This window comes from Enterococcus sp. AZ101 (assembly GCF_050499005.1).
GTDB classification, from domain to species: domain Bacteria; phylum Bacillota; class Bacilli; order Lactobacillales; family Enterococcaceae; genus Enterococcus_L; species Enterococcus_L ureilyticus.
On record NZ_JBMHEZ010000001.1, the window covers coordinates 1,071,988 to 1,091,508 of the forward strand.

Here is a 19,521-nt window from a genome sequence, read left to right on the forward strand (position 1 = left end):
AAACCTCATCTTCTGATTCGTTAGAAGATGAGGTTCTTGATTGTGTGATTATAACAAGTGTAAATGTCCATGTGGAACACGAGGCTCATTGTAATGATTTAATTCAAATTGCTCATGAAAGTATTGAAGACTATCTTCAGAAGTTTCACAGAGTCTTTTGATTTCATCCATTGAGTCACAATCTTCTACAAGTACCCCAAAATCGCGGTCACATGTATAATTGTAAACCACAGCAGAGGGATGTTTCTCAATCCCCATTTCACGTGCAATTTGTTGATCTGTTTGGAAAGATTCTTTTACAAAATCAGATTGTCGGTCAGCTTTGAACATATCAATGTCACCACCAGCTTCTACAACTAATTTTTCAGCTAATTCTGAAGAATAAGGAATGTTATCTACTGCTACTGCCTGTTGTAAACCGAGTAGTAAATGTCTGCCTTTTTTCTTTCCTTGTAATTGAGCCGCCTTATAATCTAATGCAGCGGAATAGATATCTTCAAACAATTGATTGCGTCGTTCAATATCATGTGATGGAATCTCAAATAATTTTATAAGATGGTTTATGGTCCGCATGTTAACTAACGGAATGAAACGAAATTGAATTTTTTTATTCTCAGTTTCAACCAGTTTTAAAATATCCTTTTCTACGTTGAGACAAATGCCCCCCAAAGGATTAACGAACAGATAGATTTCAATCATTCATACTTCCTCCAATTTGACCCTTTTGCAACTAGACATCATTTCTCAACTAAGTGTCCCTAATCTATCAGAAAATCAGGTAAAAATGAAATGATATGTTTTTCCTATAATAACTTCTTAATCTTTTGCTTTTGAGCTTAGCATCATTCGTTGGATTTTGTTTGGTGCAGGGGATTCTTTGATAGTCAAAGTATCCAATAAGACAAGAAAATCTTTTCTTCCTTTATCTGCATCACTTACTTCTAATTCCAACTCAAAATCGTGCTGCTCATTGTACCAACTTTCATCTAGCGCGAGTAAACCTTGGGGAAGTTTTTTTTCTGCTCGTTTAGTTGTTAGATCGCCGATTAAACGCAAATCATTTTGGTCGATGCCTAAAGAGTTCAACTTGTTGTATACATTTCCAAAACTTGGAAGAGTCGCTGACTCAACGATAGAGTGTGCTTCCTTGATTGAAAGCGCATCGTTGATTTCCAACAAGCCAACTTTTTCAGGTATTTTCAAAGTGATCTCTGCATGATTTGATAGTATTCGAACTCTCAGACCCATGTACTGTTTTCTTAATTGGAAATCGGTAGAATCAAAATAATAATTGGTCTGTGTAAAGAAATGTTCTTTTTTTAGCTGAAAGTAGTCAACAGCTCGTGAAAACTCTTCAATAGAGAGTAACGTTTTAAATTCTATTTCTAAATTCTCGCTCACTTGTTTTTGACCCACTTTCTTTAATTTAATTCAATTTTTGCATACTTTACCTATTTACGTCAAGAAAAGTGAACTATAAGTTAAAAAATTCGCTATTGTCGAAAAATTATAGACAATTTCTCAAATTACCCTATTTTTGACAGCTCTATGGTAAAATAAGCTGTGAATCAAATTCAAAGAAATAGAGGGATTAGGATGGAGAAAGAGTGGGAGCTTTTTCTGGCACCGTATGAACAGGCTGTTGGAGAAATGAAAGTTAAGCTGCGCGGTATCCGTAAGCAGTTTCGAGAACAAAATAAACATACACCTATTGAGTTTGTAACAGGGCGAGTGAAACCTGTTGATAGTATTTTAACAAAGGCTGCCTTGCGGAATATTTCTGTTGATCGTTTGGAAGAAGAAATGCAAGATATTGCAGGACTTAGGATTATGTGCCAATTTGTTGAAGACATTCGGCAAGTAGTAGATATCATTCGTAATCGTAAAGATTTGAAAATCATTCAAGAGAGAGATTACATTACAAATAAAAAAGAGAGCGGTTATCGTTCCTATCATTTGGTGATTGAATATCCGGTCCAATTAATAACTGGTGAAAAAAAGATTTTGGCTGAAATTCAAATTCGAACATTAGCCATGAATTTTTGGGCTACGATCGAACATTCATTGAATTATAAGTATCAAGGCGCTTTTCCAGAAGAAATGAAAGAACGGTTGCAACGTGCAGCTGAAGCGGCCTACCAATTAGACGAAGAAATGTCCACCATTCGAGAAGAAATTCAAGAAGCGCAACATCTGTTTTCGCATGGACGAGGTAAGTCGAAAGATAATTACTATCAAAAACTCAATGATAATAAAGAGACGTTAGATAAAGATTAGGAGGAGTAGGATGAAAGTTGCGATCGTTCATAATCATGAACACAAATCAAATGAAGTTACACGCCGTTTACTCCTGCTTTTGAAGAAAAATAAAATCGAAATTGATGACCATCAACCAGATCTTGTGATTTCTGTAGGTGGAGATGGTACATTGTTATCAGCGTTCCATCGTTTCAGTCATCGATTGGACGAAGTTAGTTTTTTAGGTGTTCATACGGGACATCTTGGTTTTTATACAGATTGGCGTGATTATGAGCTTGAAGAATTAGTCCAAAGTTTATTAGTTCATCAAGAAAAAAGTATCAGTTATCCTTTGTTGGATGTAAAAATAAGTTTCCACGGAACTAAACCAGATAAGCATTTTTTAGCATTGAATGAATCAACGATCAAAAGGGCGAATCGTACCATGGTTGCAGATGTTTTCATCAAAGATGAATTATTTGAACGATTTCGAGGAGACGGATTATCTGTATCTACACCAACAGGATCAACAGCATACAACAAAAGTATTGGTGGTGCTGTACTTCATCCAAGTATCAATGCCTTTCAACTAGCGGAAATTGCTTCGCTAAATAATCGAGTTTTCAGGACGTTAGGTTCGCCAATCGTCATTGCGCATACAGAGTGGGTTGAAATTAAGCTTCAAGAAAGTAATGATTATTTGATTACAGTCGATCAATTAGACATCTACCAAGATGATATCAAGGCAATTTATTACCGAATTGCAGATGAGCGTATTCATTTTGCCTCATATCGGCATATGCATTTTTGGCATCGCGTAAAAGATGCCTTTATTAGTGAGGATTAGTAAAAAATGGAATTTAGTTGGACAGTTGAAAAAAAAGAGCCGCAGCAAGTAAAAACTTTTTTAAAAGAGCAAGGAGTTTCAAAAGGTCTTTTAGCAAAAATCAAGTTTCAAGGTGGAAAGATCGAAGTTAATCATTCGGTTGAGAATGTGTTATATAAATTAGCCTTTGGCGATCAAGTCAAAATTACGATTCCAGATGAAAAGGAACATGAGACCTTGCTTGTCGATGATGTGCCAATCGAAATTATTTTTGAAGATGAGCATTATTTAGTAGTCAATAAACCGGCCGGCATTGCATCAATTCCAGCTCAGTATCACCCCAATGGGACCATGGCTAATCGGGTAAAAGCGTATCTTAAAGCACAAAACTATCAAGATCAGGTCATTCATGTGGTCACGCGTTTAGATCGTGACACTACAGGTCTAATGTTGTTTGCTAAACATGGTTTTGCACATGCAATGCTAGATCAGGAACTACGTAAAAAAGAAGTGATCAAGATTTATCAGGCCTTGGTTGGCGGAAGGGTGTCTGATTTGAAAGAACACGAGACAATCCAATTACCGATTGGCCGAGATTTATCTTCTATCATAAAAAGAACAATCGTCAAAACAGGTCAACAAGCTAAAACAGAATATTGGTTGATGAAAGGCAAGGATGATGTAGCCTTAGTGAATATTCAACTACATACTGGAAGAACACATCAGATCAGAGTCCATTTTGAAGCGATTGGGTGTCCTCTATTGGGTGATGACATGTATGGTGGTAAAATGAATAAAGGGATTGAGCGTCAGGCATTACACTGCTGTCAATTGAGTTTTATCCATCCATTTACAAAGCAACGTTTAGAATTAACTTCTCCTTTAGCAGAAGATATGAAGAAAATCGTAGATCAACTTTAGATTGAAAGGAGTGGTTTGGGTGAATGAAGGGCAAGAAATGGAAGAGCATTTCTCGTTACTGTTAGACAAGTTGAAAGAACAGCAAATGGCTGAATTTAGAGAGTTATTTTTAGCACTTCATATTTATGAACAGGGACAATTTTATCAATCAATTGATGAAGCAGATAGAAAACAAATTTACAGTTATTTATCGCCAAAAGAGTTGGCAGATATGTTTGATGTTATCGAAGAAGATAATGAGAATATGAAAGATTATATTGCTGAAATGCGGCCAAGTTATGCTGCTGAAATGTTATCAGAAATGTACACGGATAACGCAGTTGATTTGTTGAATATGCTGGACAAAAGTCAAAAAGCCAAATACTTGAGTTTGATGAGTACAGAAGACGCTGGTGAAATCAAAGAGTTGCTGCATTATGAAGACGATACTGCTGGATCGATCATGACTACAGAGTTTGTCTCTATTGTGGCCAATCAAACGGTTCGTTCTGCTATGTATGTCTTGAAGAATCAGGCTGATGTGGCCGAAACAATATATTACGTGTATGTGGTAGATCAGGAAAACCATCTAGTAGGAGTTATCTCGTTACGGGATTTGATTATAAACGACGATGATACAATGATTTCCGATGTACTGAGTGAGCGGGTGATTTCGGTTCATGTAGGTGATGATCAGGAAGATGTTGCCCAAACAATTCGTGACTATGACTTTCTAGCACTGCCAGTTACCGATTATGATGACCATTTATTAGGAATTGTGACAGTTGACGATATTATTGATGTTATCGATGATGAGGCAGCTAGTGATTATTCTGGATTAGCTGGGGTCAATGTAGAAGAAGTCAGTGAAAATCCAATCAAAGCAGCATCCAAGCGTTTGCCTTGGTTGATTACATTATTATTTTTGGGAATGTCTACAGCTACTTTAATTAGCCATTATGAAGAATTAGTAAGTGAAGCAAGTATTTTGGCTGTATTTATTTCATTGATCACAGGGACTGCTGGAAATGCTGGTACACAATCATTAGCTGTTGCGGTTCGACGTCTAGCGGTAACGGATGAAAAGGATAACAACTTTGGCCGTTTGATTATCAGTGAGGTATTGACTGGTTTGGTAACAGGTGCCGTAACAGGTGTGGCAATTTTTATTGTTGTGGGAATTTGGCAGCATAATTTCCCGCTTGGATTTGTCATTGGCATGGCGATGCTCTGTGCGATTACTGTCGCTAATCTGGCAGGTAGTTTGATTCCAATGCTGATGGATAAATTGGGCTTTGACCCAGCTGTCGCCAGTGGTCCATTCATTACCACCTTGAGTGATTTGACTAGTGTTTTGATTTATTTTAATATTGCCAGTCTTTTTATGCAGTATTTTGTTTGAGGGAGAGTATTGCTCCAATCAATAACACGAGTGACTTTATATTTGAAAAATAATAAAGAAACGATCAGCCTGAGTTATTTCAAGGTTGATCGTTTCTTTTTTACTGATTATCCTACAATTTTTGTTCCATGAACTTCCTTGACCTGTAGTGCTTCGACTACTGCAGCTACATTTTTATCAGAAATACCACCGCCAGGTAAGATAATGATTCGGTTATCGGCATAGTCAATTAATTCTTTTAAATGATCGAAATTATCTTCGATTTTTGTTCCAGCTGGTCCACCATGGGTTAAAATACGATGAACATCGTGTTCAGCTAGCCAATCGATCGCTTTTAATTGCTCTTCTTTACTTAATACGTCAAAGGCCATGTGGAAAGTGATCTGCAAGCCTTCAGCTGTGTCGATCAGTAATTCTAGCGCCTCCTCATCGAGCTTGCCATCAGTTGTCAAGCAGCCCAAAACCACACCATCTGTCCCTATTTTTTTTGCTTCTATTAAGTCTGTATGCATGATTTTTAGTTCAATATCATTATAAACAAAATCGCCGCCACGAGGTCTGATGATTGTCATTACAGGAATTGATTTTTCACCAGCATAGGAAACGACTTCTTCAATAACACCAGTGCTAGGTGTTGTGCCGCCTACAGCCAGATTGTCGCATAATTCGATTCGTCCTGCACCATTGCGGATGGCAGTGGGAATATTGGTGAAATTTTCAGCGCAAAATTCTTTAATCATTCGTTCCACTCCTTGTTTTTTCTTCACAGGCATTGTACCATAATTTTGACAGTTGCTAAAGTCTTCTTCCCGTTGTAAGATAAATAACGATAGTTTATTTGTTGAACTTTAGAATTTATAATGAATAGGAAGTAATAGTATGTTGAAAAAAATTGATTTTGCTCGTAGTTTTTTAGAAAAACATCAAGACCAATTTCATTGCCCAGTGTGTAGAGAAGTAGTTCAGTTGAAGGATTACAGTTTAATTTGCCAAAATAATCATCAGTTTGATTTATCAAAAAAAGGAACTATTTATTTTCTTTCTCATAGTATTCAGACGGAATATAATAAAAAAATGTTAGTTCATCGAGGAAATATGATTCAAAGCGGAATGTATCAAGAATTATTAGAAAAGATGATCGGGATAATACCGCTTATGGGAAATACGTTGGATGTTGGCTGTGGAGAAGGCAGTTTCCTATTAGAACTTTCTAAATTAGGGCTATCAGGTTCAAAAATAGGTTTTGACATTTCAAAAGATGGAATTTACTTAGCTAGTAATCAGGAAGTTGAAGCTTTTTGGTGTGTAGCTGACTTAACGAATTTGCCCTTTGCAGATCAATCGATGGATACGATCTTAAATATTTTTTCGCCATCTCATTATCAAGAATTTCAACGTGTTTTAAAGAAAGAGGGTACTGTGATCAAAGTTATTCCAGAAACAAATTATTTAAAAGAGCTGAGAGCTGCGTTTTATCCTGAAGATGAAGCAAAACAACATTATTCTAATGAAAAAGTTTTAACGAAGTTTTCTAACGAAATGGATATTTTAGTTAATGAACGTGTGACCTTTACTTTTGCTATTCCAAAAGAGAATCAACTCGATTTATTGGAGATGTCTCCGTTAGAGTGGGGAGCAACAGAACAGATCAAAGAAAAATTACAAAAAAATCCATTAACAGACATTACAATTGACGTTCGCATGTTAAAAGGAAAAGTGAAATAGCGCTTACAAACAGTTAATTTGCTAAAAGGTATTGCAAAGCTACGGTAATGGTGTTATATTACATACAAGTTGTTTTTTCGTTGGTTTTTATCAGGTTCCTGTTCTGATAAAAGTTAGTGAAAAGAGCTTCACTAACGTAGCGACTCGCAGTGATTGACACCGAGGCGATACGTTTTTTTTTTATGCTTTTTGATGAACAAAGAATAAATAGTTGTGTCATTCAATTGAAAGGAAACTGTAACCATGACAAATCATATTGTATTATTTGAACCTCAAATTCCTGCGAATACGGGAAACATTGCTCGTACTTGTGCGGCAACGAATTCGCCCTTACATCTCATTGAGCCGTTAGGTTTTGAAACGGATGACAAACATTTGAAACGAGCTGGATTAGATTATTGGAATGATGTCAATATCATGTATCATAAAGATTTGGCAGCTTTTTTAACCTATCTAGAAGATCGTCCATTACACCTGATTACTAAATTTGCGAATAAAACATACAGTCAAATCGATTATACAGACAATCAGGACCATTATTTTATGTTTGGTAAAGAAACAACGGGTTTACCAGAAACATTCATGCGTGAAAATGAAGAAAAGTGTCTGCGTATTCCGATGAACGACGAGCATGTTCGTTCATTGAATTTGTCAAATACAGTGGCTTTAGTCGTATATGAAGCATTACGACAACAAGATTTTCCGGCGTTGGAATTAAAGCATCATTATGAAAATGACAAAATAGATTGAACCTAATCATAAAAAAACTGTTTCCTTTATTATTTAAAGAAAACAGTTTTTTTATGTGATAGCTGGATTGCTTCATTGATCACTCGTGTAGTTCTAAAGGTAAGCCATCAGGATCAAAGAAAAATGTCATTTTTTCACCTGTAAATGTGTCAGTCCGAATATCTTCACAGGGAATCCCTTTAGAATTTAAAAAGGAGATGGCTTCTTCAATATTGTCAACCTTAAAGGCCAAATGACGCAGCCCAAGCGCTTCAGGATAAGTTGGACGTTTTGGAGCATCGGAAAAAATAAAAATTTCTAATTCATGGCTACCTAATCTCAGATCCAGTTTGATATCTTTTCTCGTCGTTCGCGGGTTCTCTCTAATAATTTCAAACCCCAGCTTCTCAACATAAAATTCTTTCGTTTTTTGATAATCAGAACAGTTGATAGCCACATGATGAATCGTTTTAAAAAACAAAGCGAGCGGCCTCCTTTGATAGATTTTCTTTCTGATTCATTATACCGTACTTTTTTTTAGAAGCGCAATCAGACTGTTTTAATTTTCTAATGATAGATTTGTCGTTAAATGGAATTTTCATAGTGAAAATGATACACTAGATAAGATAAATAATGAAAATGAGCCAGGAATAATTCAGAATCAGAGGAGCATAAACATGAAATTATATTTTACTCGTCACGGAAAAACGGAATGGAATCAAGAGCTTCGTTTTCAAGGAATGACCGGAGATTCGCCGTTACTTCCAACAAGCTATGATGAAATAAAGTTATTAGGTCAAACAATCAAGGATGTTCCTTTTGAAAAAATATTTTCAAGTACATCTCTTCGGGCTAAAAAAACGGCAGAAGGTATCAATCAGGAATTAAAGCAGCCAGTTGATATTTGCTACACAGATGAATTAAAAGAATTGGGCTTAGGAAAATTAGAAGGTCAATCTATCGCCGAAATGAGAAAAATATATAGTGAAGAAATGGATCATATGCGCTATCGTTTGGATCGCTATAACCCAGAAGTATTTCAAGGGGAACCAATCGAACAAGCCATTTCACGTATTTCATCAGTTGTAGAAAAAGCTGTAGAAAAAGGGGATGGACCGTATCTCTTTGTTGGACATGGTGCATCATTGACCGCAGCAATCCAAGCTCTTTCTGGAAAAGACTTAGCTGAGCTACGCAGTATGGGCGGACTAAAAAATAATAGTTTATCGATTTTAGAGACAGCTGATACGCCCAATCAAAGATATAAATTAAAATTATGGAATGACGATTCATTTTTACAATAGCAGACAATGGTAAGAAAGAAGCGAGGTGACATCAATGGAGACATTGTTTGGAGAAGCGGAAAAGGAATATGTCGTCGGTCAAGTCCAAGCGATTTTTTTCCAAAACCCTAGCAATTTTTATAAAGTATTATTAGTGAAAATCACGGATACAAATACTGATTATTTAGAGAAAGAAATCGTAACGACTGGCAGCTTTGGTCAAATTCAAGAGGAAGAAGTGTATCGTTTTTTTGGGCATTTCGTTGATCATCCTCGTTATGGCAAACAATTTCAAGTCGACAGTTATCAACAAGAGCGTCCAACATCTGCTAGTGGCGTTGTCAATTATCTTTCCAGTGAAAAGTTTCCAGGGATTGGCAAACGAACTGCTGAAAAAATCGTTGAAATTTTAGGTGAAGATGCAATTGATCGAATTATTGCAGCACCTGACGTCTTAGAAGAAGTGCCTCAACTAAATGAAAAAAAACGACAGACCATCATTGAAACCATTCGTTTGAATCACGGTATGGAGCAAGTAATCGTTGGATTGAATCGCTATGGTTTTGGGAGTCAGCTTTCATTTGCGATCTATCAAACGTATAAAGAAGAAACGTTGGATATCATACATGAAAATCCTTATCAATTAGTAGAGGATATTGAAGGAATTGGATTTAAACGAGCAGATAATATTGCGGAGCAACTGGGCATTGGAGCTGATTCAGATAAACGCGTGCGAGCGGCAATCACGCACGAAATTTTCCAGCATTCTGTTCGTTCTGGTAATACCTATGTTGAAGCCGAGATGTTGTTAAGAGAAACAATCAATACTCTAGAAGCTAGTCGACCAGTTGAAATTTCGTTGGATCAGGTAGCAGAACAAATTATTCATTTGGTGGAAGAAGGAAAAATCCAGCAAGAAGGCACCAAACTTTTTGAGAATAGTTTGTATTTTTCCGAATGGGGAATCGGAACCTCAATTCAACGTTTACTGTCGCGGAAAAAAGAAATCAAGTATGATAAAAAAGAAATTGAAAAAAATATTCGTGGGATCGAAAAACGTTTGGGCATTTTATATGGTGACTCCCAGCAAGCCGCAATCGAAGAAGCGATTAAAGCGCCGTTGTTCATTTTAACTGGTGGTCCGGGTACTGGAAAGACAACAGTGATCAATGGTATCGTTTCATTATTTGCAGAATTAAATGGTCTTTCTTTAGATGTAAAGGATTATACGCAGGAAATGTTTCCAATTTTATTAGCAGCTCCAACCGGTCGTGCAGCGAAGCGTATGAATGAAACGACAGGACTGCCAGCAAGTACAATTCATCGTTTATTAGGATTGACAGGGCGTGAAAAGAATCCGAGTATGACAGCCAAAGAATTAGAAGGCGGATTATTGATCGTTGATGAAATGTCTATGGTGGATACTTGGTTGGCCAATACCTTATTTAAAGCAATCCCAACTAATATGCAAGTAATATTTGTTGGCGATAAAGATCAATTACCTTCTGTCGGCCCAGGTCAAGTTTTACATGATCTACTTCAAATCAATGAGATTCCTCAAAAAGAATTAACAGAAATCTATCGACAAGGGGATGGTTCAAGTATCATTCCTTTAGCTCATGAAATCAAGCAAGGAAAACTGCCACAAGATTTCACTGTTAATCAAAAAGATCGCTCGTTTTTTCCAAGTGATGTCTATCATATTGAGACCTACGTCCGCCAAATCGTAACGAAAGCTAAAGCCAAAGGGTTTTCACCACAAGATATTCAGTTATTGGCCCCAATGTATCGAGGTGCTGCAGGGATCGATGCATTGAATAAAATGATGCAGGAAATTTTTAACCCTAATGATGGTTCAAAAAAAGAAGTTAAATGGAATGAATCCGTTTATCGAATTGGTGATAAGGTCCTTCATCTAGTTAACACACCTGAGCTTAACGTGTTTAACGGCGATATGGGAGAAATCGTTGGAATCATTTTAGCGAAAGATTCAGAAGATAAAGTAGATGAATTAGTCATTCAATTTGATAACAACGAAGTGAGTTACAAACGGAATGAATGGAATAAAATCACGCTTTCTTATTGCTGTTCAATCCATAAGGCGCAAGGTAGCGAGTTTAAGATGGTGATTTTACCGATGGTCCATCAATATCATCGCATGTTGCAGCGTAACTTACTGTATACAGCAGTCACAAGAAGTAAAGATATTTTAATTTTATTAGGTGAGGTACAAGCTTTCAATACGTGTGTTGCACATGAATCTGCTAGTCGTTTGACAATGTTGAAAGAAAGAATCACTAGTGCAGATGAGATGAATCTAACGATACGATTACAGTTAGAAGCCTATGAAGAAGATTTAAATAAGGAATCTCCATTCTCGGATAAAACAGAAAACAAACCTGCTTTGTATGAGTCCGTTAAGGAAGCGAAAAATCCAGTGGTAGAAGAATCCGTACAGCCGATACCAGACAAACCTAAAGCTGAGGCAATTTCCTTATTTAATGAAACAGATCAAGAAACAACAGAGCAAATTGAAAATGAAATTGAGCGCCTATTAACACCGCAACTTGTCATTGCCCAAACGATCGATCCAATGATCGGTATGAATCAAACAACGCCTTATGAATTTATGTAATATTTACTAACTAGGAAGTGACAAAAGTTGCTTATGATTGAGCAATTGAACTAAAACTCGCACAATGTTTTTACTACATTGCACGGGTTTTTTATAGTGGCGAAGCACCTGACTTTTTCATACCGTTTACCTGGACTCTTTATTTTTCAACTAGTTTTTTACTTTCTATAACTATTGCTTGCTTTAAGAATCGGTCGATGTATATAATTGAAAGAACACAACAGGTGTTGTTATACAAAAGAAGGTACGTAATTTTGGTAGAAAAGAGGGAAGTTAATGGAAGAAAAGGGACAAGCAAGAGATGTTCAAACAGATACATTTTTGGCACAAATTGGTAATCATCAAAACCCAGTAACAGGCTCGATCAATACGCCGATTTATTTTTCAACGACGTACGAGCACCCAACACTAGGTGAGTCGACGGGCTATGATTATACTAGAACGAAAAATCCAACACGAGAAATTGTGGAATCAGCATTGGCTATTCTAGAAAATGGTGCAGTTGGTTTGGCAACGAGTTCAGGGATGAGTGCGATCCAATTAGTTTTTAGTCAATTTCCTGTTGGAAGTCAGATCGTTGCATCTAGAGATTTGTATGGCGGTAGTTATCGTTATTTTAAAGAATTAGAAAAACAAGGACTGTATCAATTTACTTATGTTGAGGATGAAATTGGCTTTGAAAAAGCCATTACAGATCGAACGGCTGCTGTTTTCATTGAAACGCCAACGAATCCACTGATGAATGAGGTTTCGATAGAAAAAGTCGCTCGTTTAACAAAGGCTTATGCAGCGCAGTTGATTGTTGATAACACTTTTTATACGCCATTGATTCAACGTCCTTTAGAGTTAGGGGCAGATGTGGTTGTGCACAGTGCCACAAAATATTTAGGCGGACATAATGATTTGCTGGCTGGAGCGGTTATCACGCGCTCAAAAGCAGTGGGAGAAAAACTAGCGTATAGTTTAAATACTACAGGGGCCGTATTATCCCCTTTTGATTGTTGGTTGTTGATTAGAGGAATGAAGACCTTATCATTGCGAATGGAAAGACATGAAAAAAATGCTCAAGCTGTTGTTGCTTTTTTAACAACGCATAAACAGATTAAAGAGGTTCTGTATCCTGGGCGTGGGGGAATGTTGAGTTTTAAAATCAAGAAGCAAGAATCAATCAAAGCATTTCTGCGAAATTTATCGATTTTTACCTTTGCAGAAAGTCTAGGCGGAGTAGAAAGCTTAATTACGTACCCAACGACTCAAACACATGCGGATATTCCGGAGGAACTAAGAGAATCTTATGGATTAACTGCGGATTTGTTAAGGATTTCGACAGGCATTGAAGCGAGTGAAGATTTGATAGCAGATTTGCAACAGGCCTTAGCATCGTTAGAATAAAAAATAAGGTTGAAAAAGGACCTCCTTTTTCAACCTTATTTTTTACAGTTAAAACCAAAATAATCTTGTTGCTGTTCCGAATGAAAGGTCAGTACTTCTTTTTCCTAAAATTTCACCGTCTGCATGAACGTATTGAGGAACAGTAGAAACGATTCGAAATTTACTAGATTGAAAATGATGAAAGTATTTTGAATGTATGTGTTTTTGTTGAATCAATAAACAAATCAGCCAAAAAATCTTAAACATATTGACCCGTTCCACTAAAACAAAATCTAAGATAGGCTTACGTGGGTCAGCCATGGGCGCGATTGAAACACCACCGCCAAAATAAGGATGTTTAGTTATGGTGCATAAAAAAGCGCGATCAAATTCGAGTGTTTGCCCATTAACTTCAACAAGAATCGGAAAGCCTTTTTGAGTGAATAATACCTTTAAAATAGAAAAAATATAAGAAAAAGAGCCCATATTAAACTTGTTCAATGTCCTTTTGGATGTTGACGTATTTGCTGCGTTGACAATTGCTGCATCTAGACCAATGCCAATATTATTTACTGCAAGTCCTATCTCATCTTGGATTGATTCAGTATATGTGATCACTTGAATTTCTTTTGGAACATCTGCTTTTAGTAGGTGCAGAAAAGCTTTTTCTGTTTGTCTAGGAATACCAACGCCACGGGAAAAATCGTTACCAGAGCCACAAGGAATATAGCCAATCGGGATATTAGGATCAAACGTTTGCAAAGCATTGAGCGCACTATGCAAGGTACCATCACCACCAAAAATGACCAAAAGTGGGAAACAGTCGATTTCCAAATCATCTGACCACGGAATCAACGTGTCTTCAGCTAATTTTTGTGCGATTTCTATTTCATGACCAGCATGATCTGTATAATAAGTCGTGTAATCAATGTTGGCAGTCTGCATCTGTTTGATGATCTTTTCAGCAGCTTTCCTCCCAGTACCGCTACCGGCATTTTCATTGATAACGAGATAAAAATGTTTCTTCATTTGTTTCCTCCTTGTACAAAGTCTTATTATAACAGACAACAGAAAAATTAAGAATGCTGGATGCTTGAAAAATGAAAAAATTGTCTAATACTATTTTTCGTTGTACAACGATTGATTATGAGATATAATGCCTACGTATCATTTTTTTGAGGAAAACGAATCCTCAACAAGGTTCATCAACCATCCCTTGTAAAAAAACTCGGAGAAAGTGGGGAAAACTATGAAAAAAACTGTTACAACAAACAGTAGTGTAAAAGCAATTACTATGAATGGCATTGTGATGGCGTTATATCTAGGGCTAACGATTTTAGTTGCACCTGTTTCGTCAGGACCCATTCAATTTAGAATTTCTGAAAGTTTAAATCACCTAGTGGTTTTCAACCGGAAATTGATGTGGGGCGTTTTAGGTGGAGTAGTTGTGTATAACTTTTTCTTTGGCTTTGGTGCCATTGATGCTTTATACGGCGGCACGCAATCGTTTATTGCATTGGGCTTAACTGCTTTGCTGCAAAAAAGAGTTCCAAATGTGATTGCTCGTTTAGCCTTGAATACACTATTCTTTACAGCGACAATGTGCATCATCGCCTTTATGTTGGCGCCAAACGGCGGAGCAGCTTTTTGGGGCAACTATGCAACTTTAGCACTCAGCGAATTTGCAACAATGGCTTTAGCCGCACCAGTGATGTACTGGATCGATAAATCCGTTCATTTTGAAAAAAGAGGTTAAGCAATAGGAAATTATCAATATGAGACTGGTTCGAGGCTAAAAAAGTTTTGGGTCAGTCTCTTAAAGTTTTCTAACCAATTTCATGAAATAATTTACTGTTCCTGTTTAATAAATTATGATATGGTAATACAGAAGCAAAAATGTAGAGGAGTTTTATATAATGTTTGAATTTAAAATTGGCATCGATGCCAAAGAGCATGATAAATTTGTAGAAAGCCATCCCTTATGCAACTTATTACAATCGTCTGCTTGGGCCAAAGTAAAGGATAACTGGGGATCAGAAATTGTTGGTGTTTACGAAAATGGGACTTTAGTAGCCTCTAGCTTGGTATTGATCAGACCGTTACCAATGAAATTTTCAATGCTTTATACACCACGAGGTCCCATCATGGATTACACTAATTCAGAGCTTGTTGCGTTCTTTTTCAAAGAGTTAAAGCAATTCGGTAAGAAAAAACGTGCTTTATTTGTAAAAATGGACCCAACGATCCATTATAAAGATTTCCATCTAGGAGAAGAACAAATGATCGATCCAACGGCCCAACCAATCATCGATATTATGATTGCAAGTGGTGCAAAACATCAAGGCTTAACAATGGCGATGGATGCGACGATCCAACCACGCTTTCAAGCGAATATTTACAAAGAAGATTTTAGTGAAGAGCAACTATCAAAAAGCACGAAAAAAATGATGAAACAAGCGCAGAAAAAAGGTGTTACTGTAAAAATGGGACACAAAGAGTTAGTAAACGATTTTGCTAAAGTAATCGAACTAACGACTGAGCGCCAAAATATCTCTCTAAGAAATAGCGATTATTTTGAAAAACTATTAACGATCTATCCTGAAAATTCGTTTATCATGTTAGCTCAGGTTGATTTGAAGAAACGCTTTGAAGAAACTAAACAGCGCTTTGATAAAAATAAAGAAGACTTAGCGAATCTAAAAGAAAATCAAGTGAAGAAACGTCATAATTTAGAAGAGCTTGATTTTTCTTTAACACGTGAAATGACTGAGCTTGAAGAAAATATTGCTCATTCTGGTGATGTTGCAGTGGTAGCAGGTGCTTTAGCCATTACGTTTGGCTCGACTAGTGAGATTCTTTATGCTGGGATGGACGATCGCTATAAACGATATATGCCAGCTTATCCAACGTGGTTTGATGCAATCAATGAATGTTTTGAACGTGGTTGTACATCGTGTAATATGGGGGGGTTAGAAGGCAGTTTGAATGATGGTTTGATCAAATTTAAATCGAACTTTAACCCGACTGTGAATGAATTTATTGGTGAATTTGATTTACCTGTTAATGGCTTACTTTTCAAAGCTAGTGAGTATGCCTACAAACTAAAAAAACAAAAGAAATAGAAAAAGATTGAGATAGCCTAGAAGACTATCTCAATCTTTTTTTATAATTTCTGTGTCGCATTATTCTTCACCAAACGCAACAACACCGAAGCAACTCCAACCGTAGCTATAGCAGCAACGATTGCCTCAACAACGCCACTAGTAAAAATTACAGTCAAAATTGCTGTATAAATTGCTGCACCACTAGCGCCGATGCTTTGAGCATAGGAATCTTTAAATAAAAAGTAAATCAAGTTCATCACGAGAATTGTATTGGTAGCAGAGCCTAGGAAACCCGCAATAAACAAACTAAATGATTGAGAAGTAGGGTTGTTTTTCGTCAGTTTTTTCAACGCCATAAAAACGAAATAAGGAACGATACCAATTAAAATTCGAGGAACCATTGCAACAATAATCGCTTTCCAGCTCCCTTGATCTGTCCCAATCACTGGTATAAAAGGAGAAAAAACAAAAGATAAAGGGGACAAGACTACAGTGCTACGAATCATACTGATGATCCCAAAAACGCCGCCTAAAAAGGCCCCGATTTTTGGGCCTAACACAATGGATGCAATAATGACAGGAATGTGCATTGTTGTGGCATTGATAGGTCCAATTGGAATAAATCCTAGGAATGGAACGGCTGATAATAGGATTAGGATTGCTAAAAACATAGCAGTTAACGTAAATGTTTTTGTATTTTTCATAAATGACTCCTCAAAATTATTTCGCTAAACTTTCATTGATAGTAGCGACAATGCTCTCAACCGTTGCAAGAGCACCTCGACCGAAGTCCCCACAGGCTAGTAAAGCTTCTCGGGGATCGATTTCATGGTAGCCCACTTCTTTTAAAGTTGTTAAATTCCGTTGGGTAATCGGATTTTGATACATATAGGTATTCATTGCTGGGGCAATATATTTTGGAACTTCTTCTTTTAAGGCTAGTGCCACAGTTGAAAGCATGTCATCTGCAATCCCGTTAGCGAGTTTGGCTATTATATTGGCAGACGCTGGTGCCACTAAGAAGAGATCTGCTTTTTTTGCTAATTCAATATGATTGATCTTTTCTGGAGTAATCTCTTCCATGACGTCAGTATGAACTGGATTTTTAGATAATGATTGTAAGGTTAACGGTGTGATGAACCTTGTACTATTGTGGGTCATGATCACGTCAACATTATAGCCTAATTTAGTGAATTGGCTTGTGATATCGGCAGCTTTATAAGCGGATATACTGCCGGAAATCCCTAATAATATTGTTTTCATTATAGGCTCCTCCATTTTTCTTCAACCTTATTTACAATTAATTGAGCAATTTCAGATTTTGTTTGTGCGGTTGTTGTTTGTCCTGTAGCATCGATCAAGATTCCAACATGTTGCTTATCGTGAATTTGTTCAAGGTCATTTGCCAAAATAAAATCGCAGTTATTTTTGGTGAGTAGTGCACTTCCAACATGAACTAATTCCTCGAAGGAAACGCCTACTAGCAATTTAAAACCAACCAAAACTGCTTGCGGTTGGTGGTCGCGCAACATAGCAATTATTTTAGGGTTTTTTTTCAAAAAAAGCAAGAGACGATCTGTTCCAGAAGGAATTTTTTTTGCTTGTTGAACTGTTTGCCCAATTTCATCTAAACTATGGTAAAGAGCTTCCGTAAGGCTAGTTAGATCATTTAAAGTATTATCATTAGTTAATTTAGCAGCGAGTTTTTCAATAAAAATATCTTCTGATAAGGTAGTTTCAGTTGTAAAGTCACTAACGGCCATGCCATGAATAATACCATCAAAACTTTGTTGCTCAAACTGATTAAGTAGGGTTGATACTAATTCCTTGGTTGTTTCGATTTCAATAATAGATAGGTTAGCTTGGTTAACAGGTCGAACAGCTTGAGGGGTTGTCACATAAGTAACATGATGTCCTTGGACTAAAAAACGTTCACCGATTGCTTTTCCTAGCCGACCAGTAGAGTGATTTGTAATTGAGCGGACATTATCGATTCTTTCAGACGTTCCACCAGCTGTAATTAAGATATTCATCTATAAATAGCTCCTTTTATTTCATTTTAATGATTGTGCGGCCAATGTGTGTTCCTGCTTGTAGTTGATTCAAGGTTTGAGGAAGTTCTTTTAGAGTAATTTCATTCATGAGTTCATGAGTGCTCACATTCAAATCAGTTGCTAAACGTTGCCAAATGACTAATCGTTGTGTCATAGGTACATTAACTGAATCGATACCTAAGAGATTGATTCCTCTTAGGATGAAAGGCAAAACAGAGGCAGTCAATTTGATTCCAGCGGCATTTCCGCAAATAGCAATGCTGCCGCCGTATTTAAGTTGTGATAACAAAGCAGCAGTAATCTCACCACCAACGGTATCAATTACAAAGTCAAAGGTTTGTTTGGCTAAAGGCTTGATTTTTTCAGGCATCCATTCATCTAGCAAAAGCACTTTGGTAGCACCGATCTTTTTTAAAGAATCAATTGCTGATGGTTTGCGACTTAATGCATAGATATTCCGATAGCCCAACTTGTGTAACATTGCGATTGCTAAACTTCCTACGCCACCTGAAGCACCGGTTATCAAAATCGCAGCGTCTTTATCTTGAGTAGCGCCATGTTCCTCAAGCGCCTGAACAGACAAGGCGGCCGTAAAGCCAGCTGTACCAAAAACCATTGTGTCTTTTAAACTTAGGCCATCGGGTACTGGGACAATCCAATCTGCTGGGACACGAGCAATTTCTGAAAAACCACCTGTATGTGTTACCCCTAAACCATAACCAGTTACTAAAACCTCTTGTCCTTTTTTAAAGCGTGCGTCTTGAGAGGTGATAACGGTTCCGCTTAAATCAATACCTGGTATCATCGGATAATCGCGAATAACACCACCGTTTTGTTTGGCTGCAAGTGAGTCTTTATAATTAACTGAAGAGTACGCCGTTCTAATTGTGACGTTTCCTTCAGATAGTTCACTAAGTTCCAATTTTTCTAACGCTGCAAAGACAGTCTCAGACTCCTTTTTTACCATATAACCAGAAAACTTTTCCATATAGATCCTCCTTGATTAACAATTGATGATTTACCAATAAAATCATCCTCTTGCCCTACCCCTTAGCCTAATGATAAAAAACAGTTTTCTAAGAAGGTAAATTTATTATTATTGTTACTATCATAACATATTCTCTTTTTTTCTTTAGCAAATTCTTCTTGAAGCCCTCTTCTTAATAGCAGAGAAATGAGTTAAAATAGAAGATGATGTCTTTTATTGGACAATAAGAAGAAAATAATTAGCCATTTTTTTGCTAAAAAGTGAAA

The 19,521-nt window shown here is 36.9% G+C and carries 20 protein-coding genes; 11 read left to right on the plus strand and 9 right to left on the minus strand.

Annotated elements, in window-relative coordinates; translation table 11 throughout:
• Nucleotides 1-48 precede the first annotated feature (48 nt).
• Together IGJ50_RS04975 and IGJ50_RS04980 are read right to left on the minus strand one after the other, a co-directional pair.
• Complete coding sequence (locus IGJ50_RS04975) at nt 49-699, minus strand: ClpXP adapter SpxH family protein (protein ID WP_069639749.1); 651 nt, start codon at nt 697-699, stop codon at nt 49-51.
• A gap of 117 nt (nt 700-816) precedes the next feature.
• Nucleotides 817-1,401 carry a CYTH domain-containing protein gene (locus IGJ50_RS04980; RefSeq protein WP_429949171.1) on the minus strand — a complete coding sequence of 195 codons (585 nt, stop codon included), beginning with the start codon at nt 1,399-1,401 and terminating at the stop codon, nt 817-819.
• A gap of 195 nt (nt 1,402-1,596) precedes the next feature.
• Here IGJ50_RS04980 and IGJ50_RS04985 point away from each other — a divergent pair, with 195 nt between their 5' ends.
• The 4 genes from IGJ50_RS04985 to mgtE are packed head-to-tail and all read left to right on the plus strand — an operon-like array spanning nt 1,597 to nt 5,366.
• Complete coding sequence (locus tag IGJ50_RS04985) at nt 1,597-2,277, plus strand: GTP pyrophosphokinase (protein ID WP_069639751.1); 681 nt, start codon at nt 1,597-1,599, stop codon at nt 2,275-2,277.
• Nucleotides 2,278-2,287: 10 nt separating this feature from the next.
• Nucleotides 2,288-3,085 (plus strand): NAD kinase, encoded by a 798-nt coding sequence (locus IGJ50_RS04990; protein WP_429949173.1) that lies wholly within the window; start codon nt 2,288-2,290, stop codon nt 3,083-3,085.
• 6 nt (nt 3,086-3,091) lie between these two features.
• On the plus strand, nt 3,092-3,985 hold the full coding sequence (locus tag IGJ50_RS04995; RefSeq protein WP_069639753.1) for an RluA family pseudouridine synthase: 894 nt from the start codon (nt 3,092-3,094) through the stop codon (nt 3,983-3,985).
• A gap of 19 nt (nt 3,986-4,004) precedes the next feature.
• Nucleotides 4,005-5,366, plus strand: coding sequence for a magnesium transporter (mgtE, locus tag IGJ50_RS05000; RefSeq protein ID WP_069639754.1), 1,362 nt, complete (start codon nt 4,005-4,007; stop codon nt 5,364-5,366).
• A gap of 107 nt (nt 5,367-5,473) precedes the next feature.
• Here the strand turns inward: mgtE and IGJ50_RS05005 are convergent, their stop codons facing one another.
• Nucleotides 5,474-6,106, minus strand: a complete 633-nt coding sequence (locus IGJ50_RS05005) for a copper homeostasis protein CutC (protein WP_429949176.1) — start codon at nt 6,104-6,106, stop codon at nt 5,474-5,476.
• 139 nt (nt 6,107-6,245) lie between these two features.
• Here IGJ50_RS05005 and IGJ50_RS05010 point away from each other — a divergent pair, with 139 nt between their 5' ends.
• Complete coding sequence (locus IGJ50_RS05010) at nt 6,246-7,091, plus strand: methyltransferase domain-containing protein (protein WP_069639756.1); 846 nt, start codon at nt 6,246-6,248, stop codon at nt 7,089-7,091.
• Between the two features lie 243 nt (nt 7,092-7,334).
• Entirely contained in the window at nt 7,335-7,841 is a 507-nt protein-coding gene (gene trmL / locus IGJ50_RS05015) for a tRNA (uridine(34)/cytosine(34)/5-carboxymethylaminomethyluridine(34)-2'-O)-methyltransferase TrmL (protein WP_429949178.1), read from the plus strand.
• A 79-nt stretch (nt 7,842-7,920) separates the two neighbouring features.
• On the opposite strand, the gene gloA2 is transcribed toward trmL, so the two are convergent.
• Nucleotides 7,921-8,301, minus strand: coding sequence for an SMU1112c/YaeR family gloxylase I-like metalloprotein (gene gloA2 / locus IGJ50_RS05020; RefSeq protein WP_429949180.1), 381 nt, complete (start codon nt 8,299-8,301; stop codon nt 7,921-7,923).
• Nucleotides 8,302-8,497: 196 nt separating this feature from the next.
• Here gloA2 and IGJ50_RS05025 point away from each other — a divergent pair, with 196 nt between their 5' ends.
• The 3 genes from IGJ50_RS05025 to IGJ50_RS05035 all read left to right on the plus strand — a co-directional run bounded on the left by IGJ50_RS05025 (nt 8,498) and on the right by IGJ50_RS05035 (nt 13,130).
• Nucleotides 8,498-9,124 carry a histidine phosphatase family protein gene (locus IGJ50_RS05025; protein ID WP_429949182.1) on the plus strand — a complete coding sequence of 209 codons (627 nt, stop codon included), beginning with the start codon at nt 8,498-8,500 and terminating at the stop codon, nt 9,122-9,124.
• 34 nt (nt 9,125-9,158) lie between these two features.
• A complete protein-coding gene (gene recD2, locus IGJ50_RS05030; protein ID WP_069639760.1) occupies nt 9,159-11,738 on the plus strand; it encodes an SF1B family DNA helicase RecD2 in 2,580 nt (859 codons plus the stop codon).
• Between the two features lie 276 nt (nt 11,739-12,014).
• Complete coding sequence (locus IGJ50_RS05035; protein ID WP_069639761.1) at nt 12,015-13,130, plus strand: PLP-dependent transferase; 1,116 nt, start codon at nt 12,015-12,017, stop codon at nt 13,128-13,130.
• Nucleotides 13,131-13,178: 48 nt separating this feature from the next.
• Here the strand turns inward: IGJ50_RS05035 and IGJ50_RS05040 are convergent, their stop codons facing one another.
• Complete coding sequence (locus IGJ50_RS05040; protein ID WP_429949184.1) at nt 13,179-14,138, minus strand: diacylglycerol/lipid kinase family protein; 960 nt, start codon at nt 14,136-14,138, stop codon at nt 13,179-13,181.
• A 220-nt stretch (nt 14,139-14,358) separates the two neighbouring features.
• Here IGJ50_RS05040 and IGJ50_RS05045 point away from each other — a divergent pair, with 220 nt between their 5' ends.
• Together IGJ50_RS05045 and IGJ50_RS05050 are read left to right on the plus strand one after the other, a co-directional pair.
• Entirely contained in the window at nt 14,359-14,865 is a 507-nt protein-coding gene (locus IGJ50_RS05045; protein WP_429949186.1) for a QueT transporter family protein, read from the plus strand.
• A 160-nt stretch (nt 14,866-15,025) separates the two neighbouring features.
• Complete coding sequence (locus IGJ50_RS05050) at nt 15,026-16,231, plus strand: aminoacyltransferase (RefSeq protein WP_069639764.1); 1,206 nt, start codon at nt 15,026-15,028, stop codon at nt 16,229-16,231.
• A 41-nt stretch (nt 16,232-16,272) separates the two neighbouring features.
• Here IGJ50_RS05050 and IGJ50_RS05055 read toward each other — a convergent pair whose 3' ends face one another.
• The 4 genes from IGJ50_RS05055 to IGJ50_RS05070 are packed head-to-tail and all read right to left on the minus strand — an operon-like array spanning nt 16,273 to nt 19,255.
• Nucleotides 16,273-16,917, minus strand: a complete 645-nt coding sequence (locus IGJ50_RS05055; RefSeq protein ID WP_429949187.1) for an ECF transporter S component — start codon at nt 16,915-16,917, stop codon at nt 16,273-16,275.
• Between the two features lie 16 nt (nt 16,918-16,933).
• A complete protein-coding gene (coaC, locus tag IGJ50_RS05060) occupies nt 16,934-17,476 on the minus strand; it encodes a phosphopantothenoylcysteine decarboxylase (protein ID WP_069639766.1) in 543 nt (180 codons plus the stop codon).
• Nucleotides 17,476-18,246 (minus strand): phosphopantothenate--cysteine ligase, encoded by a 771-nt coding sequence (gene coaB, locus IGJ50_RS05065; RefSeq protein ID WP_429949189.1) that lies wholly within the window; start codon nt 18,244-18,246, stop codon nt 17,476-17,478. Before coaB ends, coaC begins: the two co-directional genes overlap by 1 nt.
• A gap of 16 nt (nt 18,247-18,262) precedes the next feature.
• Nucleotides 18,263-19,255, minus strand: a complete 993-nt coding sequence (locus IGJ50_RS05070; protein WP_429949191.1) for an oxidoreductase — start codon at nt 19,253-19,255, stop codon at nt 18,263-18,265.
• Between the last annotated feature and the right edge of the window lie 266 nt (nt 19,256-19,521).